At 67.5% G+C, this 24585-nt stretch carries 24 protein-coding genes and 1 riboswitch; of the genes, 15 read left to right on the top strand and 9 right to left on the bottom strand.

Going from position 1 to position 24585, the window contains the following annotated elements; all coding sequences use genetic code 11:
• Positions 1-144 precede the first annotated feature (144 nt).
• The 6 genes from ACYP33_RS27500 to cobA all read left to right on the top strand — a co-directional run bounded on the left by ACYP33_RS27500 (position 145) and on the right by cobA (position 6345).
• Positions 145-1824 carry a nitrite/sulfite reductase gene (locus ACYP33_RS27500; protein WP_414451180.1) on the top strand — a complete coding sequence of 560 codons (1680 nt, stop codon included), beginning with the start codon at positions 145-147 and terminating at the stop codon, positions 1822-1824.
• 18 nt (positions 1825-1842) lie between these two features.
• The gene (locus tag ACYP33_RS27495) at positions 1843-2385 is read left to right on the top strand and encodes a DUF934 domain-containing protein (protein WP_459624624.1); all 543 of its coding nucleotides are present in this window, start codon (positions 1843-1845) and stop codon (positions 2383-2385) included.
• The gene (locus ACYP33_RS27490) at positions 2382-3119 is read left to right on the top strand and encodes a phosphoadenylyl-sulfate reductase (protein ID WP_459624623.1); all 738 of its coding nucleotides are present in this window, start codon (positions 2382-2384) and stop codon (positions 3117-3119) included. Before ACYP33_RS27495 ends, ACYP33_RS27490 begins: the two co-directional genes overlap by 4 nt.
• A 93-nt stretch (positions 3120-3212) precedes the next feature.
• Positions 3213-4169, top strand: a complete 957-nt coding sequence (gene cysD / locus ACYP33_RS27485; protein WP_414451182.1) for a sulfate adenylyltransferase subunit CysD — start codon at positions 3213-3215, stop codon at positions 4167-4169.
• 23 nt (positions 4170-4192) lie between these two features.
• Complete coding sequence (locus ACYP33_RS27480) at positions 4193-5509, top strand: sulfate adenylyltransferase subunit 1 (protein ID WP_414442852.1); 1317 nt, start codon at positions 4193-4195, stop codon at positions 5507-5509.
• Between the two features lie 68 nt (positions 5510-5577).
• A complete protein-coding gene (gene cobA / locus ACYP33_RS27475; RefSeq protein WP_414451183.1) occupies positions 5578-6345 on the top strand; it encodes a uroporphyrinogen-III C-methyltransferase in 768 nt (255 codons plus the stop codon).
• Positions 6346-6446: 101 nt separating this feature from the next.
• On the opposite strand, the gene ACYP33_RS27470 is transcribed toward cobA, so the two are convergent.
• Genes ACYP33_RS27470 through lptF form a run of 3 tightly spaced genes read right to left on the bottom strand, consistent with a single transcriptional unit; the run spans position 6447 to position 9081 of the window.
• Positions 6447-6821, bottom strand: a complete 375-nt coding sequence (locus ACYP33_RS27470) for a sirohydrochlorin chelatase (protein ID WP_414442850.1) — start codon at positions 6819-6821, stop codon at positions 6447-6449.
• Between the two features lie 16 nt (positions 6822-6837).
• On the bottom strand, positions 6838-7986 hold the full coding sequence (gene lptG, locus ACYP33_RS27465) for an LPS export ABC transporter permease LptG (RefSeq protein ID WP_414451184.1): 1149 nt from the start codon (positions 7984-7986) through the stop codon (positions 6838-6840).
• A 3-nt stretch (positions 7987-7989) separates the two neighbouring features.
• The gene (gene lptF, locus ACYP33_RS27460) at positions 7990-9081 is read right to left on the bottom strand and encodes an LPS export ABC transporter permease LptF (protein WP_414451185.1); all 1092 of its coding nucleotides are present in this window, start codon (positions 9079-9081) and stop codon (positions 7990-7992) included.
• Positions 9082-9193: 112 nt separating this feature from the next.
• Between lptF and ACYP33_RS27455 the strand changes: the two genes are divergently transcribed.
• The 3 genes from ACYP33_RS27455 to ACYP33_RS27445 are packed head-to-tail and all read left to right on the top strand — an operon-like array spanning position 9194 to position 13045.
• Complete coding sequence (locus ACYP33_RS27455) at positions 9194-10705, top strand: leucyl aminopeptidase (protein ID WP_414442847.1); 1512 nt, start codon at positions 9194-9196, stop codon at positions 10703-10705.
• Positions 10706-10751: 46 nt separating this feature from the next.
• Positions 10752-11168, top strand: coding sequence for a DNA polymerase III subunit chi (locus tag ACYP33_RS27450; RefSeq protein WP_414451187.1), 417 nt, complete (start codon positions 10752-10754; stop codon positions 11166-11168).
• A gap of 17 nt (positions 11169-11185) precedes the next feature.
• On the top strand, positions 11186-13045 hold the full coding sequence (locus ACYP33_RS27445; protein ID WP_459624622.1) for a DUF2486 family protein: 1860 nt from the start codon (positions 11186-11188) through the stop codon (positions 13043-13045).
• A gap of 89 nt (positions 13046-13134) precedes the next feature.
• On the opposite strand, the gene ACYP33_RS27440 is transcribed toward ACYP33_RS27445, so the two are convergent.
• Positions 13135-13461 carry a c-type cytochrome gene (locus tag ACYP33_RS27440; protein WP_459624621.1) on the bottom strand — a complete coding sequence of 109 codons (327 nt, stop codon included), beginning with the start codon at positions 13459-13461 and terminating at the stop codon, positions 13135-13137.
• A gap of 124 nt (positions 13462-13585) precedes the next feature.
• Positions 13586-15259: a dihydroxy-acid dehydratase gene (gene ilvD / locus ACYP33_RS27435; protein ID WP_414442843.1), complete on the bottom strand. Its 1674-nt coding sequence runs from the start codon at positions 15257-15259 to the stop codon at positions 13586-13588.
• 130 nt (positions 15260-15389) lie between these two features.
• On the opposite strand from ilvD, the gene ACYP33_RS27430 reads away from it, so the two are divergent.
• Positions 15390-16304: a LysR family transcriptional regulator gene (locus tag ACYP33_RS27430; protein WP_459624620.1), complete on the top strand. Its 915-nt coding sequence runs from the start codon at positions 15390-15392 to the stop codon at positions 16302-16304.
• Between the two features lie 92 nt (positions 16305-16396).
• A complete protein-coding gene (gene lgt, locus ACYP33_RS27425) occupies positions 16397-17287 on the top strand; it encodes a prolipoprotein diacylglyceryl transferase (RefSeq protein ID WP_414442841.1) in 891 nt (296 codons plus the stop codon).
• A gap of 112 nt (positions 17288-17399) precedes the next feature.
• On the opposite strand, the gene ACYP33_RS27420 is transcribed toward lgt, so the two are convergent.
• The 4 genes from ACYP33_RS27420 to ACYP33_RS27405 form a co-directional block, all read right to left on the bottom strand.
• Positions 17400-18101 (bottom strand): SIMPL domain-containing protein, encoded by a 702-nt coding sequence (locus ACYP33_RS27420; protein WP_414442840.1) that lies wholly within the window; start codon positions 18099-18101, stop codon positions 17400-17402.
• A gap of 181 nt (positions 18102-18282) precedes the next feature.
• On the bottom strand, positions 18283-18744 hold the full coding sequence (locus ACYP33_RS27415; protein WP_414451191.1) for an EVE domain-containing protein: 462 nt from the start codon (positions 18742-18744) through the stop codon (positions 18283-18285).
• A 384-nt stretch (positions 18745-19128) separates the two neighbouring features.
• Positions 19129-19443: a cell division protein ZapA gene (locus tag ACYP33_RS27410; protein WP_414442838.1), complete on the bottom strand. Its 315-nt coding sequence runs from the start codon at positions 19441-19443 to the stop codon at positions 19129-19131.
• Positions 19440-19796 (bottom strand): ATPase, encoded by a 357-nt coding sequence (locus tag ACYP33_RS27405; RefSeq protein ID WP_459624618.1) that lies wholly within the window; start codon positions 19794-19796, stop codon positions 19440-19442. The genes ACYP33_RS27410 and ACYP33_RS27405 overlap by 4 nt, the downstream gene beginning before the upstream one ends.
• A gap of 184 nt (positions 19797-19980) precedes the next feature.
• Positions 19981-20250: riboswitch (cobalamin riboswitch) on the top strand.
• A gap of 68 nt (positions 20251-20318) precedes the next feature.
• Between ACYP33_RS27405 and ACYP33_RS27400 the strand changes: the two genes are divergently transcribed.
• From ACYP33_RS27400 to ACYP33_RS27385, 4 genes are all read left to right on the top strand, one after another.
• Entirely contained in the window at positions 20319-22277 is a 1959-nt protein-coding gene (locus ACYP33_RS27400) for a TonB-dependent receptor domain-containing protein (RefSeq protein WP_459624617.1), read from the top strand.
• A 71-nt stretch (positions 22278-22348) separates the two neighbouring features.
• Entirely contained in the window at positions 22349-23395 is a 1047-nt protein-coding gene (locus ACYP33_RS27395) for a FecCD family ABC transporter permease (protein WP_459624616.1), read from the top strand.
• Positions 23392-24213 carry an ABC transporter ATP-binding protein gene (locus tag ACYP33_RS27390; RefSeq protein WP_459624615.1) on the top strand — a complete coding sequence of 274 codons (822 nt, stop codon included), beginning with the start codon at positions 23392-23394 and terminating at the stop codon, positions 24211-24213. The genes ACYP33_RS27395 and ACYP33_RS27390 overlap by 4 nt, the downstream gene beginning before the upstream one ends.
• 85 nt (positions 24214-24298) lie before the next feature.
• Positions 24299-24585 (top strand): nicotinate-nucleotide--dimethylbenzimidazole phosphoribosyltransferase (locus ACYP33_RS27385; protein WP_459624614.1); only part of this gene is annotated, 287 nt, incomplete at its 3' end.

The raw sequence follows: 24585 nt of genomic DNA, 5'->3' as shown, positions 1-24585 counted from the left end.
AAATATGGATATCTGTTTTCGTCATTAGCAAATGACACGGCCGCGGGCTAGACGGCTCGATGGGTCAGGCGCAGACGAAAACGGAGGTCGGGCACGGCGTGGCTAGGACGCCGAGCAGTCAACACGAAACCCTGGGGTCCCCGAATGTATCAGTACGACCAGTACGACCAGACGATCGTCGACGAACGCGTCGCGCAGTTCCGCGATCAAGTGCGCCGCCGGCTGTCGGGCGAATTGAGCGAAGACGAATTCAAGCCGCTGCGCCTGCAGAACGGCCTGTACATGCAGCGTCACGCCTACATGCACCGGATCGCGGTGCCGTACGGCAACCTGCGCAGCGATCAGCTCCGGATGCTGGCCCGCATCGCCCGCGAGAACGACCGCGGCTACGGCCATTTCTCCACGCGCTCGAACATCCAGTTCAACTGGATCAAGCTCGAGGAAACACCCGACATTCTCGCCAAGCTCGCCTCGGTCCAGATGCACGGCATCCAGACCTCGGGCAACTGCATCCGCAACATCACGGCCGACCAGTTCGCCGGCGTCGCGCAGGACGAAGTGATCGACCCGCGTCCGTGGTCGGAAATCCTGCGCCAGTGGTCGACGTTCCATCCGGAATTCGCCTGGCTGCCGCGCAAGTTCAAGATCGCCGTGTCCGGCTCGAAGGTGGACCGCGCGGCCGTGCAGATGCACGACCTCGGCGTGTACCTGTCGCACGACGCGAACGGCCAGGTGGTCGCGAGCATCCTCGCGGGCGGCGGCCTGGGCCGTACGCCGATCGTCGGCGCGATCATCCGCGAAAACCTGCCGTGGCAGCACCTGCTGACCTATTGCGAAGCCGTGCTGCGCGTGTACAACCGCTTCGGCCGCCGCGACAACCTCTACAAGGCGCGGATCAAGATTCTCGTCAAGGCGCTGTCGCCGGAGAAGTTCTCGCAGCAGGTCGAGGCCGAGTGGCAACACCTGAAGGACGGCCCGTCGACGCTGACGCAGGCCGAACTGGATCGCGTCTCGCAGTTCTTCGCGCCGCCGGCCTACGAAAAGCTCGCGGACACCGATACGTCCTACGAGCAGCACCTGCTCGAGAACAAGGCGTTCGCGCGCTGGGTCGAGCGCAACGTCGCGCCGCACAAGGTGTCGGGCTACGCGGCCGTCACGCTGTCGCTGAAGCCGAACAACGTCGCGCCGGGCGATGCGACCGACGCGCAGATGGACCAGGTGGCCGATTGGGCCGACCAGTATTCGTTCGGCGAGCTGCGCGTGTCGCACGAGCAGAACCTGATCCTCGCGAACGTCAAGAAGCACGACCTGTTCGCGCTGTGGGAAAAGGCCAAGGCGGCCGGCTTCGCCACGCCGAACATCGGCCTGCTGACCGACATCATCGCGTGCCCGGGCGGCGATTTCTGCTCGCTGGCGAACGCGAAGTCGCTGCCGATCGCGCAGGCGATCCAGGATCGCTTCGACGATCTCGATTACGTGTACGACCTCGGCGAGATGTCGCTGAACATCTCGGGCTGCATGAACTCGTGCGGTCACCACCACGTCGGCAACATCGGCATCCTCGGCGTCGACAAGGACGGTTCCGAGTGGTACCAGATCTCGCTCGGCGGCGAACAGGGCACCGGCGCGGACGGCCTGAAGCTCGGCCGCGTGATCGGCCCGTCGTTCTCGGCGCATGAAGTGCCGGACGTGATCACCAAGCTGGTGGATACGTTCGTCGAATCGCGCATCGACGGCGAACGCTTCATCGACACGTACCAGCGCATCGGTCTCGCGCCGTTCAAGGAACGCGTGTACGCAGCCCGCCAGCCGGCCCACGCGTAAGCAACGAGGAATTAGCAGATGGCTTCGATTATCAAGAACCGCGCCGTGATCGACGACGCATGGCAGGTCGTGCGGGCCGGCGAAGACGGCGTGCTGCCCGACGTGGACGCGCTGCCGGCCGGCAAGCTGCTGGTGCCGCTGGCCTACTGGCAGGCCGGGCGCGACGCGCTGCTGGCCGCGCGCGGCAAGGATCAACTCGGCGTGTGGCTCGCGCCGGACAGCGAACCGGCCGACGTGGTGGCCGACTTCGACAAGCTGACGGTGATCGCCGTCGATTTCCCGCGCTTCGGCGACGGCCGCGGCTACAGCACGGCGCACTTGCTGCGCAATCGCTACGGCTGGACCGGCGAGCTGCGCGCGATCGGCGACGTGCTGCGCGACCAGTTGCTGTATCTGTCGCGTTGCGGTTTCGACGCGTTCGCGGTGCGTGCCGACCGCGATCCGCACGATGCGCTGGCCGCGTTCACGGAATTCTCCGAGCGTTACCAGAGCGCGGTGGACGAGGCCGTGCCGCTGTTCCGCCGCCGCGCCGCCGCCGCCGCCGGACAGGTGAGCGCATGAGCGACGCCCTCACGCCCGAACTGAGCGCGAAGATGGCCCGGCTCGACGCGCTGCTCGCGTCGATCGCCGAGCGCCACCCGCGTGTGAAGTTCGCGAGCAGCCTGGCGGCCGAGGACATGCTGGTGACGCACGCGGTGTTGTCCAAGGGCATCGCGATCGGCATCTTCTCGCTGAACACCGGCCGGCTGCACGCGGAAACGCTCGGCATGATCGACCGCGTGCGCGAACGCTACGGCTACGAGATCGAGCAGTTCCATCCGCAGCAGGATGCGATCGACCAGTATGTGGCCGAGCACGGCCTGAACGCGTTCTACGAAAGCGTCGAGCTGCGCAAGTCGTGCTGCCACATCCGCAAGGTGGAGCCGCTGAACCGCGCGCTCTCCGGCGTCGATGCATGGGTCACGGGCCAGCGCCGCGAGCAGTCGGTCACGCGTGCGGAGCTGCACGAGGAAGAACACGACGACGCACGCGGCATCGCGAAGTACAACCCGCTCGCCGACTGGACCGAAGCCGATGTGTGGGCGTACCTGAAGGCCTTCGACGTGCCGGTCAATCCGCTGCATGCGCGCGGCTACCCGAGCATCGGCTGCGAGCCGTGCACGCGGGCGATCCGCCCCGGCGAGGACAGCCGCGCGGGCCGCTGGTGGTGGGAATCGCGCGACAGCAAGGAATGCGGCCTGCACATCACGGCCGCCCCGGTATCCGAATTGCCGAACCGCGGCGCCAGCGCCTGAGCCGGTCGACGCAATCGGCCAGGCAGCACGAACCCTATAGAACGGCGTCGTCCGCCATGACGGACGGCCAGCAACCCAGTAAGGACTGACATCATGAGCACGACGCTCGAACAATCCGCACCGCCCGCCGGCACCGCCAGCCGGATGGGTCACCTCGACTGGCTCGAGGCCGAATCGATCCATATCCTGCGCGAGCTCGTGGCCGAGTGCAGCAAGCCGGCCCTGCTGTTTTCGGGCGGCAAGGATTCGGTCGTCGTGCTGCATCTGGCGCTGAAGGCGTTCGGGCTGGGCGCGGGCCGCAAGACCTCGCTGCCGTTCCCGCTGGTGCACATCGATACCGGCCACAACTACGAGGAAGTGATCGACTTCCGCGATCGCCGCGCCAAGGAAATCGGCGCCGAGCTGGTGGTGGGCCATGTCGAGGATTCGATCAAGCGCGGCACCGTGGTGCTGCGCCGCGAAACCGATTCGCGCAACGCCGCGCAAGCCGTCACGCTGCTCGAAACGATCGAGCAATACGGCTACACGGCGCTGATCGGCGGCGCGCGCCGTGACGAGGAAAAGGCGCGGGCGAAGGAACGGATCTTCTCGTTCCGCGACGAATTCGGCCAATGGGACCCGAAGGCGCAGCGCCCGGAACTCTGGAGCCTGTACAACGCGCGCCTGCACAACGGCGAGCACCTGCGCGTGTTCCCGATCTCGAACTGGACCGAGCTCGACGTGTGGCAATACATCGCCCGCGAGAACCTCGAACTGCCGTCGATCTATTACGCGCACCACCGCGAGATCGTGCGCCGCAACGGCCTGCTGGTGCCGGTCACGCCGCTCACGCCGATGCGCGAGGGTGAAACGAGCGAACAGGCGCTGGTGCGCTTCCGCACGGTCGGCGACATCAGCTGCACCTGCCCGGTGGACAGCGATGCCGACGACGTCGAGAAGATCATCGCCGAAACCGCCGTGACCGAGATCACCGAGCGCGGCGCGACGCGCATGGACGATCAGGCATCGGAAGCCGCGATGGAACAGCGCAAGAAGCAAGGTTATTTCTGAAGCACGCGAGGACAGAGAACATCATGAGCATCATCGAGAACCACGAAGACCTCGGCGTGTTGCGATTCATCACGGCAGGCAGCGTCGACGACGGCAAGAGCACGCTGATCGGCCGCCTGCTGTACGACAGCAAGGCCGTGCTGTCGGACCAGCTTTCGGCGCTGTCGCGCGCGAAGAACAAGCGCACGGTTGGCGACGAGCTCGACCTTGCGCTGCTGACCGACGGCCTCGAAGCCGAGCGCGAGCAGGGCATCACGATCGACGTCGCATACCGCTATTTCGCGACCGCCAAGCGCAAGTTCATCATTGCCGACACGCCGGGCCACGAGCAGTACACGCGCAACATGGTGACCGGCGCGTCCACGGCGCATGCGGCGATCATCCTGGTCGACGCCACCCGCGTGACGGTCGAGAACGGCGTCACGCAACTGCTGCCGCAGACCAAGCGCCATAGCGCGATCGTCAAGCTGCTCGGCCTGCAGCACGTGATCGTCGCAATCAACAAGATGGATCTGGTCGAGTATTCGGAATCCACCTACAACGTGATCCGCGACGCCTACGTGGGGCTCGCGCAGCAACTGGGCCTGAAGGACGTGAGCTTCGTGCCGGTGTCGGCGCTCAAGGGCGACAACATCGTCACGCTGTCGGACAGCATGCCGTGGTACGCGGGCGAACCGCTGCTCGACCTGCTCGAATCGCTGCCGGTGGCGATCGACGGCGGCGACGCGCTGCGTTTCCCGGTGCAGTGGGTGGCGCGCCAGGACGGCAACTCGGCCGACGATTTTCGCGGCTACATGGGCCGTGTCGAAGCGGGCGAAGTGAAGGTGGGCGACGAGATCGCGGTGCTGCCGTCGGGCCGCACGGCCACGGTGGCGGAGATTGTCGCGCCGGTGCCGGGCGGCACGGCTGCGGTAGAATCCGCGTTCGCCGGGCAGACCGTCACGATCCGCCTGGCCGAGGATGTCGACGTGTCGCGCGGCGACGTGTTCGTGCCGAACGCGCAGCGCATCGAGCCGGCCAAGAAGCTCGAGGCCGACCTGTGCTGGTTCGACGAAACGCCGCTGTCGCCGCAACGCAAGTATCTGCTGAAGCAGACCACCAACACGGTGTTCACGAAGATCGGCGCGGTCAGGCAGGTGCTCGACGTGCATACGCTGTCGCAGGCCATCGACCGCCAGGATCTGAAGATGAACGACATCGGCCGCGTGGCGCTGACGCTGCAAAAGCCGATCGTCTGCGACACCTACGATGCGCATCCGGCCACGGGCGCGTTCGTGCTGATCGATGAGGCGACGCACCACACGGTGGCCGCCGGCATGATCCGCGCGTACTCCGCCTGAGGTCCGTACCGGCGGCCGGGGCGCTTTTTGCTGCCCGCCGCCGGCGGCGAACAACCGACGAAGAACATATGGGCAAGGTGTATCTGATTGGCGCGGGGCCGGGCGCGGCGGACCTCATCACGGTTCGCGGCGCGCGGCTGCTCGCGCAGGCCGACGTGGTGCTGCACGACGCGCTGGTCGAGCCGGAGATGCTCGACTACGCGCCGAACGCACGCCGCATCGCGGTCGGCAAGCGCTGCGGGCAGCGCTCGTCGGCGCAGCAATTCATCAACAAGCAGATCGTGGACGCCGCGCGCGAGCACGCCGTGGTGGTGCGCCTGAAGGGCGGCGACCCGATGCTGTTCGGCCGTGCCGACGAGGAAATGCGCGCGCTGGAAGCGGCCGGCATCGACTACGACGTGGTGCCGGGCATCACGGCCGCATTGGCCAGCGCGGCGGCGCTCAAGCGCTCGCTGACGCTGCGCGGCGTGTCGCGCAGCGTGGCGTTCGCCACCCAGAGCCGCGCGCCCGGCAGCGACGAGATCCGCGAGCAGGTCAACGCCGATTCGCTGGTGTTCTACATGGGCCGCGACAGCGCGCCCGGCATCGCGCAGCAACTGATCGACGCGGGCCGCCCGGGCGATACCCCGGTGGCGATCGTTGAGGCTTGCAGCACGCCGCGCGAGCGCAGCTTCGCGTTGACGCTGGCGCGGATGGCGGCGGGTGAGGCGCAGGCCTGGCTCGATGCCTCGCAACCGAGCCTGCTGATGATCGGCAATGCGTTCGCCGAGCGCGGGCGCGAGGCGGGTGAGGGCGATGCCGAGGGTGAAGGCGGCGAGATTCGCAACGCGGCCTGAGCGTCGCGCGTTGCGGCTCAGGCGGTCCAGCAAAAACGCCGGCTTTCGAGCCGGCGTTTTTTCATGATGCGTGAAGCGTACTTATCAGGCTCAGCTCAGGCTCAAGCGTGCGCCTGTTGCACGCAGTAGCGCGCGATGGCGTCGAGTACCGAGTCGTCTTCGCCGATGGCCGACGCGCTGCGGATTTCGACATTCGGATGCGCGGCGCGGCAGACCTCGATGATCTCGGGCAGGTCGCGGCGCACGTGGCCGCCTTGACCGACGAACACCGGCACCACGGTGATCTTCGCGCAGCCGGCCGTGACGTGGGCGGCGATCGCCTCTTCGAGTTCGGGCGGCATCAGCTCCAGGAAGGCGAGCGCGACGGGACCGCTCGTGTGCGTGGCGCGTACGCGCTCGGCGAGCCGCTCGAACGGCTCCATCCAGCGCGGGTCGCGCGAACCGTGTCCGAACAGGATGATCCCGTGTTTGCTCATCTTCGCTCCTTGTCGATCAGTGGCGGTCGACCCACTTCAGCGCGAACAGCCCGAGCGCGAGGTAGATCAGACCAGGAAGCGCCGCCGTGAGCGGCGCGGGCCAGGTATTCAGCGTACCGATATGCGAGAACAGCGTGTTGAAGAGCTGGAAGCTCATGCCGAGCATGATGCCGCCGAACACCTTCACCCCGACCACGCCTGCACGCGTGTGCAGGTAGGCGAACGGCAGCGACAGCACCAGCATCACGAACACCGCGAACGGGTATAGCAGCTTGCGCCACAGCGCGATGTCGTAGCGCTGCGTGTCCTGCTGGTTCTCGCGCAGATGCTGGATGTAGCGGAACAAATTGAAGATCGACATCCGTTCCGGCGACACCAGCAGCACCGAGAGGATCTGCGGCGTGAGGTCCGAGCGCAGCGAATATTGCGGCATCGACACCTGCTCCGAGCGGTAGACCGGGTTCAGCGCGTCCTGCGGGCCGGTGGCGGCCGGCACGATCGGCGTGAGCTGGGTGTCGGTCACATCGGTCAGCAGCCAGTGGCCCGGCGGCGCGTAGCGGCCCGCCTTGGCGATCCGCACGTTCTGGAGCTGGAACTTCGAATCGAATTCGTAGATCCGCACGTTGCGCACGGTGGAGTCGGGCGACAGCGTGCCGACGTTGACGAAACGCGTGACCGGCTCGCCGTTGTCGCGCGCGGTGAGCGTGTCCTTGACCCATACGCCCGAGGCGAAATCGGACGACACCGACGACCCGAGCGCTTCGAGCCGCACGCGCTCGGACAGTTGATCCGTGTACGGGCCGACGAATTCGCCGATCAGGTAGGTGGCGATCACGAGCGGCACGCCGATCTTCAGCAGCGAGCGCAGCGCCTGGTTGGTCGCGAGGCCCGACACGCGGAAGATCGTGAATTCGGAGTTCGCGGCCATCTGCGCGAACACGTAGATCGAGCTGATCAGCGCCGCCACCGGGATGATTTCGTAGAAGCGCGACGGCGTTTGCAGCGCCACGCGCAACACCGCGTAGCCGAAGTTGTAGGTGCCGTGCCCGACCGAGTTCAGTTCGCTGATCAGGTCGAAGAAGAAGAACAGGCCCGAGAACGCGAACAGCACGAAGATGAAGGTCAGGTAGATCTGCCGCGCGAAGTACTTTTCGTAGAGCCGCATCGGTCAGCTCCCCCGGCGGAACGTGGCGCGCGAGATCAGCGGCCGGTTGCGCACGCGCATCCAGAACAGGAACGCCACCACGCCGCCCACCGCCAGGTGCAGCACGACCAGGCCGACGGCGAACGGCAGCTTGCCGCGTTCGATCTGCGATTGCACCACGTTGAGCAGGTTCGAATACGTCAGATAGATCAGCACGGCCATCACGAGATTCACGGTGCGGCCGCGCCGCGGGTTCTGGTAGGCGAGCGGAATCGCCAGGATCATCAGATTGATCGCGATCAGCGGCAGGCCGGCGCGCCAGGCGAATTCGGCCAGGTTCTCGTTGGTCGGATTGCGCAGTAGGTCGAGCGTGGGCGTGCTGGTGGTGGTGGGCTGGGTGACCACCGCCTTGCTCTGGATCTTCAGGCCGTAGCGCTCGAACTGCATGATCTTGAAGTTCGGCTGGCCGGGCACGCCGTCGTAGCGCCGGCCCTTCTCCAGCACGATGAAGCGATCGCCGTTGGCTGCGGTTTCGGTGTGGCCCGTTTGTGACACCACCACGTTGACCTTGTCGGCCTCGGTGGTCGTGACGAACACGTTCTGCACCTTGGCCTGATCGGGCGTCATCTTCTCGATGAAGAACACGCGGTTGGTCGCGGGCGATTCGCGGAACTGGCCGGGCGCGAGCAGCGAAACTTCGTCGCGCTGCTGGAAGCGCGCCTTGATCAGCTTGCTCTGCTGGTTCGACCAGGGCCAGCCGACGAACGCGAAGAAGGCGATCAGCAGCACGAGCGGCGTGGCGAACACGCCGATCGGCTTGATGAGGCGCGTCAGGCTCACGCCGGAGGCGAGCCAGACCACCATTTCGGAATCCTTGTACCAGCGCGTGAGCACGATCAGGATCGACACGAACAGGGTGCCGACGAGGATCATCGCGAGGTAGCCGATCACGGTGAGGCCGATCAGCACGAGCACATCCTTGGGGCTGACCTGACCGGACGCTGCGTAGCCGACGATGCGGATCATCATCGACGTCAGCATGATCGTGAGCAGCACCATGAATACAGCGCCGGCCGTATACGCCAGCTCACGCCGGAGGGAGCGTTCGAAGATCATGTTTGATGCGAAGAGGGCGGGGAGGGGCGGGAGCGCGCGCCGCCACGGGAAAAATAGCGGATAATTGCGGCTTTCACCCACATAGCCCAGATTTTATCCGAGGACAAGCGCGATGGACTTTAGCATAAAAGGCTTTGATTGGAGCAAAGGTGCCTCCAAGGGGTTCCTGACCGGCAAGTCCGACTGCGTCGTGATCGGTGTGTTCGAATCGCAGACGTTGTCCGGTGCCGCGCTCGATATCGACGAGGCCACCAAGGGCCTGCTGTCGCGCATCGTCAAGGCCGGCGACATGGATGGCAAATCCGGCAAGACGCTGTTCCTGCACGAAGTCCAGGGAATCGGCGCGTCGCGCGTGCTGCTGGTCGGCCTCGGCAAGCAGGATGCGTTCGGCCAGAAGGCCTACCAGGATGCCACTCGCGCCGCCTGGCGTGCGCTGCTGGCCACTCGCATCGCGCAGGTCACGTTCACGCTCGCGCAACTGCCGGTGACCGACCGCGGCGCCGACTGGGGCGTGCGCGCCGCGATTCTCGCGCTGCGCAACGAAACCTACCGTTTCACGCAGATGAAGAGCAAGGCGGAGCCGGCGCCGGCCACGCTCAAGCGCATCGTGTTCAGCGTCGACACCACCGAAGAGAAGGCCGCCAAGACCGCGCTGAAGCAGGCCGTGGCGATCGCCAACGGCATGGATCTGACGCGCGACCTCGGCAATCTGCCGGGCAATGTCTGCACGCCCACCTATCTGGCGAACACCGCAAAGCAACTGGCCAAGGATTTCGGACTGAAGGCCGAGGTGCTGGGCCTCAAGCAGATCCAGGCGCTGAAGATGGGCTCGTTCCTGTCGGTCACGCGCGGCTCGGTCGAGCCGCCGCAGTTCATCGTGCTGCACTACCAGGGCGCCGGCGCCAAGGCCGCGCCGGTGGTGCTGGTCGGCAAGGGCATCACGTTCGACACGGGCGGCATCTCGCTGAAGCCGGGCGAGGGCATGGACGAGATGAAGTACGACATGTGCGGCGCCGGTTCGGTGCTCGGCACGATGCGCGCCGTGGCCGAAATGGGGCTGAAGCTCAACGTCGTCGCGATCGTGCCGACCTGCGAGAACATGCCGTCGGGCCTGGCCACCAAGCCGGGCGACATCGTCACGAGCATGAAGGGTTTGACGATCGAGGTGCTCAACACCGACGCCGAAGGCCGCCTGATCCTGTGCGATGCGCTGACCTACGCCGAGCGTTTCAAGCCGGCCGCCGTGATCGACGTCGCAACGCTGACGGGCGCTTGCGTCATCGCCTTGGGCCATCACAACAGCGGCCTGTTCTCGACTGACGACGCGCTCGCGGGCGAACTGCTCGACGCCTCGCGCGAAGCGGGCGATGCGGCCTGGCGCCTGCCGATCGAAGACGAATATCAGGAGCAACTGAAGTCGAACTTCGCCGACCTCGCCAACATCGGCGGGCGTCCGGGCGGCAGCGTGACGGCGGCCTGCTTCCTGTCGCGCTTCACCGAAAGCTATCCGTGGGCGCACCTCGACATCGCCGGCACCGCCTGGAAGAGCGGCGCGGCGAAGGGCGCCACGGGCCGTCCGGTGCCGTTGCTGTCGCAGTTCCTGATCGACCGCGCCGGCGCGTGAGCGAAGCCGTGACGAGCAGCCCGGCACGGGCCGGGTGGAGCGCGCGATGACGCGAATCGACTTCCATTCGAACGTCGGCGATTCGCTCGCGTATGCGTGCCGGTTGCTGCGCAAGGCGTATCTGGCGGGGCAACCCGTGGTCGTCTGTGCAGATCCGGCGCGCCTGCGCGCGCTCGACGAGCGGCTCTGGACCTTTGCTCCGCTCGATTTCATTCCGCACTGCTCGGTCGACAGCCCGCAGGCGTCGCAGACGCCCATCGTGCTGACCGCCGATCTGTCCCATGCGCCGCACGACGGCGTGGTGCTGAACCTCGGTGCCGAGGTGCCCGCGCAGTTCGCGCGGTTCACGCGGTTGCTGGAGGTGGTCGGCAACACGCCCGACGAGCTGGCCGCTGGCCGCGACCGTTACCGGTTCTATCGCGACCGCGGCTACGCGCTGAACAATTACAAGCAAGGCGGCTAGTCGCGCCTGGAGCCAACATGCCCGACGCCCACAACGCGTTCGACATTCCCGTTCTGACCGACGTGCTGGTGCCCGGCAAGGCGGCACTGGCGCGCGCGACGCCGCGGCCCGACGTACCGCCGCATGCCACCGATCTGCCGGACCAGCCGCCCGACGTGGCGCCGGGTGTCGCGGCGTCGGGTTTGCCTGCGGTCGAGGCGGGCCGGCCGCTTGCCACGGCTTACGATGCGCCGGCCGATGCGGTGGGCGCCGATGCGTTGCCGGTTTCGCGGCTTGCGCCGGCTGACGGCGAGCGGGGTGAAGAGGCAGCGCCGTTGGCGGTGGGTGGGCTGGATGCTTCGGCGGCGGCGTTCGTGGCGGACGAGCCTGAGTCGGTGCCACAAGAACTGGCGGCGGAGCCGCAGCCGCTTGAACCGCATCACGCGACTGAGCCGGTTGAGCCGACGCAGGCCGAAGCGCCGTTTGCGGCTCACGAGCCTGAGTCGGTGCCACAAGAACTGGCGGCGGAGCCGCAGCCGCTTGAACCGCATCGCGCGACTGAACCGGTTGAGCCGACGCAGGCCGAAGCGCCGTTTGTGGCTCACGAACCTGAGTCGGTGCCACAAGAATTGGCGGCGGAGCCGCAACCGCTTGAACCGCATCGCGCGACTGAGCCGGTTGAGCCGACGCAGGCCGAAGCGCCGTTTGTGGCTCACGAACCTGAGTTGGTGCCACAAGAACTGGCAGCGGAGCCGCAGCCGCTTGAACCGCATCACGCGACTGAACCGGTTGAGCCGACGCAGGCCGAAGCGCCGTTTGTGGCTCACGAACCTGAGTTGGTGCCACAAGAACTGGCAGCGGAGCCGCAGCCGCTTGAACCGCATCACGCGACTGAACCGGTTGAGCCGACGCAGGCCGAAGCGCCATTCGCCGCACCTGAATCCGAACCGGCATTGCACGAACCGGCAACCGAGCCGCAACCGCTCGAACGCCAGGAGACGGCCGCACCGGTCGAGCAGGCACATGCCGAAACACCCTTCCTCGTCCCCGAGCCACAACCACCGATTCCGCCAGCGTCCGCCGCTCAAGCCGAATCGCAGCCGCCCGAACCCGCAACCCTGACGCAACCCGAAGCCGCCTTCGCTTCGCCCGAACCCGCCGTGCCGGCGGAATTCGCAGCGATACCCGAGCCGCTCGCGTTGCATGAACCCACCGACGTGTCCGAGCCGACGCTGGCGGAAGCACGGTTCGTCGCGACCGAGCCGGCCGTGCCGCAAGAGTTGGCAGCCGCCCCCGAACCGTTACCGGTCCACGAACCGGAGCCGTCCGCCGCGCATGCCAGGCTCCCGTCCGTCATTCACGACGACGAACACGACACCCCGGATGGCGACCCGCTCGCCTACGCGCTCAATCTCGAGGACGACGAAGCGACCTCGGCACCTGCGGCGCAAACCGAAGCTGCAGCCAGCGATCTCGCCGACCGCACCGAATCGGCCCGGCAGCGCGCCGATGCGCTGCCGCCGCCTGCCTTCGCGCAACTGACGCCGTTCGATGCCGCCACGCCGGTGCCGTCGCGCTTCACCGACGTCGAAACGCCGTTGCCGGCCGAGTTGCGCCACAGCGAATCGGTGGTGGTGCCGCAGCCTCCGCCGGTCAAGATCGATTCGCGCCGGATTGCCGAGCGTCTGCAAGGGCGCGTGAGCGCCTATCTGTCGGGCGAGGGGCGTGAGTTGATCGACGCGCGCAGCCGCGAAGTCGTGCAGCAGCACGCGGCCTGGCTGGTGGGCGAGGTGTCGCAACAGGTGGTGTCGGCGCTTGCGCCCGAGATCGAACGCTGGGTGAGCGAGGCAGTGGAAGAGGCGATCGCGCATCGCAACGCGCCCACGTCGGAACACTGACGCGACGCCACGGCAGAGCAAAAGGAAAACGCAGAATCAACGCCGCGCGATGCCTGACCGGCCGCGCGGCGTTCGTTTTTGCCGTCGCCTCACTTCAACGTCAGGATCCACTGCGCCAGCGCGCGAGCCTCGTCGCCCGTCACCTGCGTATTGGCGGGCATCGGCACCGAGCTCCATACGCCCACGCTGCCGCGCACGATGGTTTGCGCGAGATAGTCGACGGCGTCGGGGCGTGGCAGATAGCGGTCGGCAATGGCGTGGAACGACGGTCCCATCAGCGGATTGGCGATGGCATGGCATGCCATGCAATTCTTGCGTTGCGCGAGCACCGGGCCGCTGGCCGATTGCTGCGCGATGGCGGGGGCGCTCGATGCCAGCAGCGCAACGAGCGTGGCACCCAGAAACAGGGTTCTCATAGGGGTCTCCGCCGGCTCGTGGGCCGGCCTGGCTGTCCGCGCATTATAGAAGCAAAGGTGCATGGCTTCTTCGCACCTTGCTTCTCGCTGCGCATCGGCCCGCGAACGCGCGCCTGCCGCATGCTTACCCCGTCACGGCCCCCCGATTGGCCGGCAGCGCCAGCGCCGCGAATTTTGCCAGCACGCCACGCGTATAACGCGGCGCGGGGCGTTGCCAGGCGGCGCGGCGGCGCGCGATTTCGGCCTCCTCCACGTTCAATTGCAGCAGCAGCCGGTGCGCGTCGATCGTGATCGAATCGCCTTCCTGCACCAGCGCGATCGTGCCGCCGGCGAACGCCTCGGGTGCGACGTGCCCCACCACCATGCCCCAGGTGCCGCCCGAGAAGCGCCCGTCGGTGATCAGCCCGACCGATTCGCCGAGCCCCTTGCCGATGATGGCGGAGGTCGGCGCGAGCATCTCCGGCATGCCGGGGCCGCCTTGCGGGCCGAGATAGCGCAGCACCACCACGTCGCCGGCGCGGATCCGGTCGTCGAGGATCGCCTGCATCGCGCTTTGCTCGTCGTCGAACACGCGCGCCGGGCCGGTGATCACCGGGTTCTTGAGGCCGGTGATCTTGGCGACCGCGCCGTCTTCGGCGAGGTTGCCCTTGAGGATCGCCAGATGCCCCTGCGCATAGAGCGCCCGGTCGATCGGGAAGATCACCTGCTGGTCGGCGCGCGGCACGGGCGGCACGTCGCGCAGCGTCTCCTCGATGGTCTTGCCGGTGATGGTCAGACAATCGCCGTGCAGCAGCCCCGCGTCGAGCAGGAGCCGCATCACCTGCGGGATGCCGCCGGCCTTGTGCAGGTCGGTCGCGACGAAGCGCCCCGACGGCTTCAGGTCGCAGATCACCGGCACGCGCTGGCGGATTCGTTCGAAATCGTCGATGGTCCAGTCGATCTCGGCGGCGTGCGCGATCGCGAGGTAGTGCAGCACGGCATTGGTCGAGCCGCCGGTGGCCATCAGCACCGACACGGCGTTCTCGATCGAGCGCCGGGTGATGATGTCGCGCGGCTTCAGATCGCGCTTGACGGCTTCCACCAGCACGCGCGCCGATTCGGCGGCCGAATCGACGGTTTCCTGATCGGGGTTGGCCATCGTCGACGAATAGGGCAGCGCCATGCCGAGCGCCTCGAACGACGAGCTCATCGTGTTGGCCGTGTACATGCCGCCGCACGAGCCGGTGGACGGGCAGGCATTGCGCTCGATGCCGTCGAAATCCTCCTGCGACATGCGCCCGGCCGTGAACTCGCCCACCGCCTCGAACGCCGACACGATCGTCAGATCGTGCCCCTTCCAGTTGCCGGGGCGGATCGTGCCGCCGTACACGTAGATGCCCGGCACGTTCAGGCGTGCCAGCGCGATCATGCCGCCGGGCATGTTCTTGTCGCAGCCGCCGACCACCACCACGCCGTCCATCCATTGCCCCTGCACGCAGGTCTCGATGCAATCGGCGATCACCTCGCGCGACACGAGCGAATACTTCATGCCCTCGGTGCCCATCGACATGCCGTCGGAGATGGTGGGCGTGCCGAAGATCTGCGGATTCGCGCCGGCCGCCCTGACGGCCTCGACGGCCGCATCGGACAGCCGCTGCAGGCCCGCGTTGCACGGCGTGATGGTGGAGTGGCCGTTGGCGATGCCGATCATCGGCTTGTCGAAATCCGCCTTCTCGTAGCCGAGCGCGTAATACATCGAACGATTCGGGGAGCGGGCGACGCCTTGCGTGATGTTTTTCGAGCGACGGTTGTGGGACATGAGGGGCTCCATCTCGGGATTCTCGTGACCGGTCGCGAGGCACGGCCGGGGATCAGGCAAGGATGGTGGCTCCGGAAGTGCGTGTCCAATATATTATTCATCGCTTATTGAGTCGCAGAACATATCGATCATGGCTGAACCGATCCCCGATTTACGGCAGTGGCGCTATTTCGTCGCCGTGGCCGACGAGCGCCACTTCGGCCGCGCGGCCACGCGGCTGTCGATGACACAGCCGCCGCTGTCGCAGGCGATCCGCGCGCTGGAGGCGGCGCTGGGCGTCGAACTGTTCGTGCGCACGCGCCGCTCGGTGGCGCTGTCGGCGGTGGGCGCGGCGCTGCTGCCCGACGTGCGCCGGCTGCTGGCGGCCGCCGACGCCCTGCCGCCGCTGGCCACCAGCCTGGCGCGCGGCGAGGCCGGCACGCTGGCGCTGGCGTTCGTGTCGACGGCCGATTACGGCCTGCTGCCGGCGCTGCTGCGCGAGTTCGGCGCGCGCTATCCGCGCGTGCGGCTCAAGCTGACCGAGGCCACCAGCGACGTGCAACTGGAGATGCTGGCGGCCGGCGCGATCGATGCCGGCCTCGTGATCGCGCCGCTGCCGCCACGCCACGCAGCCGGGCTGTCGTACCTGACGGTGGCGCGCGAGCCGCTGGTGCTGGCGATGCCCGAGCAGGCCGCGCCCGGCGCCGAGGCGGAGCCGGTCCGGCTCGACGCGCTGGCCGATCTGCCGCTCGTGATCTTCCCGCGTCGTTTGGCGCCCGGCTTTTATGACATCATTACGGGCTGCTACGGCGCGCTTGGACTCACGCCGCGCATCGGGCAGGAGGCGATCCAGATGCAGACCATCGTCAGCCTGGTGTCGGCCGGCATGGGCGTCGCACTGGTGCCGCAATCGCTGCGTAACCTGCGCCGCACGGGCGTTGCCTATCGTCCGCTCGCGGGCGGCGCGCCGGTCGTCGAAACCGGCCTGGTCTGGCGCACGCAGGAAGTCGGTCCGGTGCTCGCGGGCTTCGTCGACATCGTGCGGCGCCTGGCGGCCACCGATTAAGATGCGCGGCGAACGCGCGCGGGATACGAACGTCAAATGGCAGGCGCGGCTCACGTAGGCCGCGCCGATTCAGCAACTCTCCACACCGACTCATGATCATTCACCCCAATTTCGACCCCGTCGCGATTCATCTCGGACCGCTGGCCGTGCGCTGGTACGGGCTCATGTATCTGCTGGGCTTCATCGCGGCGATCGTCGTCGGCCGCGTGCGGCTGAAGCTGCCGTATGTCGCCGCGCAAGGCTGGACCGCCAAGGACATCGACGACATGATGTTCTACGGCGTGCTCGGCGTCGTGCTCGGCGGGCGTCTCGGCTACGTGCTGTTCTACAAGGCCGATTACTACTTCGCGCATCCGCTCGACATCTTCCGCGTGTGGGAAGGCGGGATGTCGTTCCACGGCGGCTTCCTCGGCGTGCTGTTCGCGATGGTGCTGTTCGCGTGGCAGCGCAAGCGCACCTGGCTGCAGGTCACCGATTTCGTCGCGCCGATGGTGCCGACGGGCCTTGCCGCCGGCCGCTTCGGCAACTTCATCAACGGCGAGCTGTGGGGCCGCGTGACGAGCCCCGATTCGCCGTGGGCGATGCTGTTCCCGGGCGCCTCGCGCGACGACGCGATCTGGCTGTCGCAGCATCCGGCGCTGGCCGCCAAGTGGCATCTGAACGACGTGTTCCTGCAATACCAGATGCTGCCGCGCCATCCGTCGCAACTGTACGAGATCGCGCTGGAAGGCATCGCGCTGTTCCTCGTGCTGTTCTTCTTCGCGCGCAAGCCGCGGCCGGTGGGCGCGGTGTCGGCGCTGTTCCTGATCGGTTATGGCCTCGCGCGCTTCACGGTGGAGTTCGCGCGCGAGCCGGACGACTTCCTGGGCCTGCTGGCGCTGGGGCTGTCGATGGGGCAATGGCTGTCGCTGCCGATGGTGGTGGCCGGCGTGCTGCTGCTCGTGTGGTCGTATCGCAAGGCACGTCGCACCGCGGCGGCCTGAGCGCGGCGTCGGATTCGACGCCCGATACGAAAACGGCCCGACCGGCTTGCGCTGGTCGGGCCGTTTGTCTTGCGGGTCACGCCGATGCGCGCCACCCGCTCGACGCCATGCGTTACTTCATCTGCACCGAGCCGTTCACGTTGACGGTGACGGTGGCCTTGCCGCCTTCCACGGCGATCGGCGCGGCGGCCTTGGCCGACATCATCGGCGCCGAATCCATCGCCATCATGCGCGGATACGGCTGCACGCTGCGCCCGCCGCCCACGCTGACCTCACGAATCGCGAAGCCGCCGTAGCCGAACGCCTTGGCGGCTTCGGCGGCGCGGTCGCGGAACGACTGGATCGCCTGCGTCGTCAGCTTCTGCTCGGCCGTGCGCTGCGCTTCCGGCGACAGCGAGAACGCGACGTTGCCGACCTGCAGCGAGCTCGACAGATCGCCCGCGAGTTTCGAGGCGGCCGTGAAATCGCGCGACTCCAGCACGACCTCGGTGCGGCCGCGCCAGGCGGAGATCTTGCCGTCGCGATCGGTGCTCGGATAGACCGAGAAGCCGCCGGTGCGCGCGGTGACGCCCGACACGCCGCGCGCACGCGACAGCGCCGCATCGGCGCGGCGGTTCAGCTCGGCGGTCAGGCTGCCCGGATCCTTCGCTTCCTGTTCGTAGAACAGCGTGATGTCGACCACGTCCTGCGGCACGTCGATGCTGGCTTGTGCCGACAGCGACAGCACGCCGGCCGGCTGCGGCGCGACCTGGGCGTGGACGGCGGGAATCATGGCGGACAGCGCGAGTGCCAGTGCGGCAGCGGATTTTTTCATCGTATGAGCTCCTGTTGGTGCGCGGCGCGAGGCAGGTTCGCCGGGGCCGCGCGTCTTGTCGAGGCAGCCGCGGGCAGCCGTGGCCCGCGATTGCGCGAGCGTTAGGCAGATGAAAGACGCATCGAGTTCCGGCGCTGTGCGGGCGATTTGACGATGTCTGACCCAGCGCAGCATCGGCGCGTCACTTCATCAGCTTCTCGGTGATGAAGCGCCATTCCGCGCGCGTGACCGGCGTGATCGACAGGCGGTTGCCTTTCGCGAGCACACGCATCTCGGCCAGTGCATCGTGTTCGCGCAGCGCCGCCAGTGCGATCAGCGGGCTCTTCTTCACGAAGCGCACGTCGACGAGCGTCCAGCGCGGGTTCTCGTGCGTCGACTTCGGATCGTGATACGGGCTGGCCGCATCGAACTGCGTGGGATCGGGGTAGGGGGTGGACGACACTTCGGCCAGCCCCGCGATGCCCGGCTCGGGGCAGCTCGAATGATAGAACAGCACGCCGTCGCCGATCTGCATCGTGTCGCGCATGAAGTTGCGCGCCTGATAGTTGCGCACGCCGGTCCACGGCAGCGTGTGCTGCGGCGCCTTGGCGAGATCGTCGATGCTCGCTTCGTCCGGTTCGGATTTCATCAGCCAGAATTGCATGGATGCGCTCGCTGAAAGAGGGGGCTGAAGAGGCGAGAGAGCGGCATGACGCGCGGAGAAAACGCGGCCGCCAATGAAAAACGGCATCGGGCGTGGCCCGATGCCGTTGAATAGGTCCCCGCCTTGGCCGCTAGGCCGGCATCCTGAACCAGGGGTTCAGAATTGGTCGCAGTTAGCAGCACTTCGGGTACATCAGACAGAGTGACGCGCTCGCCCGTGCTACAAATTTCCGCAACCGTGCACGAAGGCTATTGGTTCAAGGAATATATGACCTTGGCGAACCAGGCAGGGAAGCTGAGAGAACCTTGTGGATTCGATCTTGTGGACCGGACCCGTATGAACCGCTTGATTCGGAGCAGCCCTGAGGCCGTTCCGACGAGCCGCTTATCGCGCCTCTTGCTGGGCCAGTACCGCACCGAGCTGTTCATTCATGTGGTGCATTGTACGCCGGATTTCTTCCGCGGGAAATGCTTCGCCGTGACGAACGCTTTGTTGCAGCCGGAGCAACTCCGAAGCCAGCGACAGCGCAGCCATCACGGCGATGCGATCGGTGCCGCGCACGGAGCTGTTGGTGCGGATCTTCGACATCTCGGCATCGACGCGCGCCACCGCTTCGAGCAGCGCCGCTTCCGTTTCCGGCGAGCAGGCGAGGCGGTACGACTGGCCGAGAATCGATACTTCGATCTGCTTCGTGGTCATGCATGTTCTCCGTGGCTGGCCGCGTCGTTATCCTTGCCAACGGCCGGTTCCGCGGCGCCGAGCAGATCGAGCTGGCTGTCGCCGTCAGCGGCCTGCTTCGAGCGCGGCAGTTTCTCGAGGATCGCGTTGAGCTTGATCTGCGCATCGTCGATCTTCGCGGAGAGCGTGTCGCGCTCGGAGACGAGACCATTGCGTTCATCGCGCAATTGTTCGAGCTCGACGCGCACCGCTTCGGAATCGGCGCGCAATTGCGCGACCTGTTCCTCGAGCGCGAGCCGCTCGGTGTGATGGCGTTGATTCAGCGCGATCAGGCGGCCAATATTCTGAGATAGGGTTTCGAGTTCGTTAAGCATGTGCTGCGTCCTCTAAAGACCCGGCATTTTAGCGCGGAAAGCCCGCCGTACCGACATTTGTAACGTATCCAGACGTAACACCCCCCTTCCTGACGTGAAATGCGCCGCAAAGCACGGCATTTGATTCGTTGCACGACACGATGGCGGTGCCGGGCGGCTTTCTTGACGCGCCGTTTTGCGGCTCCTACACTGGCGCCGCTTCGGTGCTCGCGCGCCATGCCTCGGCGTGGCGCGCGGTTAAACGGGAAGCAGGGTGCGATGCCGGCAACGGCGCGCCAACCTGCGCTGCCCCCGCAACGGTAAGCGACCGCGTCGACGTTTTCAGCATGAACGCCGACGCAAGCCGTCCCTCGATCGGCCGCCTGGCGGCCGTGGCCACTGCGCGGCCTGTCGCGCGGGAAGGCGGGGCGTGCCGGTCGCCAGCCCGGATACCGGCCGAAGCGGGGAAGCGCGCCGCGCGCGGCTTCCGGAGGCGGGACCTGCGGGGAGGCAGGCGCCGCGCTGGCCCACAGGATGTTCTCGATGCGTACCCCGATTGTCCGCGCCGCGCTTGCCGCGATGTGCGGGCTCCCCTGTTTTGCGAGCGCGCAGGTTGATGCACCGCAGGCGGTGTCTTCCGCTGTGCCGAATGCAACGGCCCAGGCAACCGCCGCCATAACCACCGCCGCGAATCCCGCCGCAAATCCCACCGCAAATCCCACCGCAAATCCCACCGCCACCGCACTCGACCCGGTGGTCGTGACCGCGAGCCGCGGCCCGCAAAAGCTCGCCGACGCCTTGCCGCAAACCACGTTGTTTTCGCGCGACGACATCGCCCGCAGCAGCGCCTCCGATCTGCCGGGCCTGCTCGCGCTGGCACCGGGCGCGCAGATCGTGCGCAACGGCGGCCCCGGCTCGACGGCCTCGCTGTTCCTGCGCGGCGCGCAATCGACTCAGTCGCTGGTGCTGATCGACGGCGTGCGGGTGGATTCGGGCAGCCTCGGCGCGGCGCAGATCGCCGACCTGCCGCTCGACCAGATCGACCATGTCGAGATCGTCAACGGCAACGTGTCGTCGCTGTACGGCTCGGGCGCGATCGGCGGCGTGGTGCAGGTGTTCACCAAGGATGGCGGCAATCATCCGCCGCGCTTCGATTTCTCGGTGGGCTACGGCAGCTATCACACGCAAACGCAGCAGGCCGGCGTGTCGGGCCGGCTCGACGCCGACGGGCGCACCACGTTCTCGCTGTCGCTGTCGCGCGAGAAGACCGACGGCTTCTCGGCGATCGATCCGGCGCTGCAGCCCGGCGCGAACCCGAACGCGAACGGCAACCTGAACGAAAGCGTGTCGGCCACGCTGCGGCATCGCTTCACGAACGGCTGGACGGCCGGCGTGAGCTGGTTCCAGGCGAACGACACCAACAGCTTCGACAACGCCTACGGCGCGCCCGCCGATCTCAACACGCTCTACAGCCGCGTGCAGCAGATCTCGGCCTTCGCCGACGGCCGGCTGGCCGACTGGTGGACCACCCGCCTGCGCGTGTCGACCGGCAACGACCGCAGCCAGAACTGGCTGAACGGCGCCTACACCGACCGCTTCAACACCGACAATCGCCAGTACACCTGGCAGAACGATTTCACGATCGCGCACGGCCAGACGATTCAGGCCGGCTACGAGCGGCTCGATCAGTCGTTCGATTCGGATCTCTATTCGGCGCCGCAGCGGCATGTGAATTCGGGCTGGCTCGGCTATACGGGCCGCATCGGCAACAGCCAGTTCCAGGCCAACGTGCGGCGCGATCAATACTCCGATTTCGGCGGCGCCAACAGCTACTATCTCGGCTACGGGCTCGATCTGGGCGAGCACTGGAAGGTCACGGCCAGCTACTCGGATGCGTTTCGCGCGCCGACCTTCAACGATCTGTACTATCCGCTGTCGGGCAATCCGGCGATCCTGCCCGAGCGCAGTCATTCGGTGGAGGCGGGCCTGCAATACGCGTCCGATGCGCTCGGCCTGCTGCGCCTGAACCTGTTCCAGACGCGCTACGCGAATCTGATTCAATACGTGCCGGGCCCGGGCGGCTTCATCTACACGGCCGAGAACGCGGGTCGCGCCAAGGTGCAGGGGCTGGAGGCATCGTGGCAGGGGCAGCTCGGGCGCACCGATTTGCGCGTGTCGGCCACGCTGCAAAACCCGGTCGACCAGAGCGCGGATCAGGATCTCGTGCGGCGCGCGCGGCGGTTCGCGGCGTTTTCGGCGAGCCATCCGTTCGGCGGCTGGCGCGTCGGCGGCGAATGGCTCGTCAGCGGCGCGCGCGACGATTTCGGCGAGCGGCTCGGCGGCTACGGCGTGGTGAACCTGACGGCGCGCTACGACATCACGAAGGCGTGGTACGTCAGCGCGCATCTCGACAACCTGTTCGACAAGGATTATCAGCTTGCCTATGCGTACAACACGCCGCGGCGCGGTGCCTACGTCACGATCGGCTGGCGGCAGCCGTGACGGCGGCGCGTCGTGGGGCGTGACAGGGATGACGGCATGCGACGCGTCCTGAGCCAAGCCCGGAGCGGCCGATGAACGCGCCGATGCCGCGCGCGGCGACCATGACGCGCGCCCGTGCCATGACGATCTGGGTCGGGCTCGCCGTGGCGGCGGCGCTCGTGTTCGTGGCGTCGCTTGCGCTCGGCAGCGTGTCGGTGTCGCCGTGGCGCGCGCTCGGTGCGTTGGTCGCGCCGGCTGGCGGCGACCCGCTGACGGGTGAAATCGTGCGCAGCCTGCGGCTGCCGCGTGCGTTGGCCGGCTTCGGTTGCGGCGCGCTGCTGGCGCTGGCCGGCGCGTTGTTGCAGGTGCTGCTGCGCAATCCGCTGGCCGAGCCGTACGTGCTCGGCGTGTCGGGCGGCGCGGCCGGTTTCGCGCTCGCGGCGATGATCGCCGGCGGCGCGTGGTGGCTCGTCGATGCCGCGTCGTTTGCCGGCGCGTTGCTGTCGATCGCGCTCGTGCTCGGCCTGGCGCGCCGCTCGCTGGTGCTGGCCGGTGGCCTGCACGATGGCGCGCGCGACGCTTCGCCCCGCTTGCTGCTGACGGGCGTGGTGATCGCGTCCGGCTGGGGCGCGCTGGTCACGCTGATGCTGTCGATCGCGCCCGACAACCGGCTGCGCGGCATCGTGTTCTGGTTGGCGGGCGATTTGTCGAGCGCCGCGCCGCCGTGGGTCGCGCTAGGCGCGCTGGCGTGTGCTGCTGCAGCGGCGTTGCCGGTCGCGCCGCAACTGAACGCGCTGCTGCGCGGTGAAGTGGCGGCCGCCTCGCTCGGCGTGCCGGTGGCGCGGCTGCGCTTGCGCATCTATCTGATCGCCTCGCTTGCTGCCGCCGCCGCGGTGACCACGGCGGGCACCATCGGCTTCGTCGGGCTGGTCGCGCCGCATGCGCTGCGGCTCGCGTTCGGCAACGACCAGCGCATGCTGTTGCCGGCGTCGATGCTGGCGGGCGGCGCGGGCGTGATGGTGGCGGATCTCGTGGCGCGCACGGCGATCGCGCCCGCGCAACTGCCGGTGGGTGCGATGACGGCGCTGATCGGCGTGCCCGCGTTTCTGTGGATGCTGTTGCGCAGGCCGAGCCGATGAACACGCCAGCGTCCTCAGCGTCCTTTGCCCCACACGAATGGCGCGCCCGCGACTTGACGCTGACCGCAGGCGAGCGCCGTCTCGTCGAAGACTTGTCGCTGCGCTTCGCGCCGGGCGAGCTGTGGTGCATCGCCGGGCCGAACGGCGCGGGCAAGACCACCTTGCTGGCCGCGCTCGCGGGCTTGCGCGCACCGGCTGCCGGCCATGTCGAAGGCGACGGGCAACCGTTGCACGCATGGCGGCCCGACGCGCTGGCGCGTCGCCGCGCGGTGATGGCGCAGGCCCAGCACGACGCGTTCTCGGCCAGCGTGTTCGACACCGTGCTTGCGCATCGCTTCCCCCATTTGGCCGGCTGGGGCTGGGAGCGCGACGCCGATCTCGCCGCCGCCCGCGACGCGCTGGCATCGCTCGGCCTCGACGCCCTGGCCGCGCGCGACGTGTTGACGCTGTCGGGCGGCGAACGGCAACGCGTCGCGCTGGCCGGCGCGCTGTGCCAGGATGCGCCGCTGCTGCTGCTCGACGAGCCGTTCGCGCACCTCGACCTGCATCATCAGGCCGACTGTTTCGCCGCGCTCGTGCGCTGGCTGCACGCCGCGCCGCGCACGGCGATCGTGTCGTGCCACGATCTGAATCTGGCGCGCCGCTTCGCCACCCACGCGCTGCTGCTCGATGGCCGCGGCGGCGCGCAGGCCGGCCCCGCGCGCACGGTGCTGTCGGCCGAGGCGGCCAGCGCCGCGTTCGGCTATCCGCTCGTGCTGATCGAGCGCGACGGCCATGAAGCGCTGGTGCCGGCGTGGCCGGCCGAGCACGCACGATGAACCGCCACGACCCACGCTTGCCCGATTTCCGACTCAGCCCGGCGCGCCCCGCGCGCCGCATGCCAACCGAACCGACGATGTCCGCATGAACCCTCAATCGATTTCCTACACCGTTCCCCCGATCGCCATGCCGGACCCGGCGCTGCGCGCGACGCTCCAGCATCTGATCGACACCAAGACCAAGCCGCCCGGCAGCCTCGGCAAGCTCGAAGCGCTGGCGCTGCAACTGGGCCTGATCCAGCAGAGCACGACGCCGCGCATCGAGCGCCCGGTGGTGATCGTGTTCGCGGCCGATCACGGCATCGCGGCCGAGGGCGTGAGCCCCTATCCGCAGGCCGTGACCGCGCAGATGGTGGCGAACTTCCTGGCCGG

Source organism: Burkholderia sp. 3C, from assembly GCF_054589155.1.
This window is presented reverse-complemented; position numbering and strand designations above follow the sequence as displayed.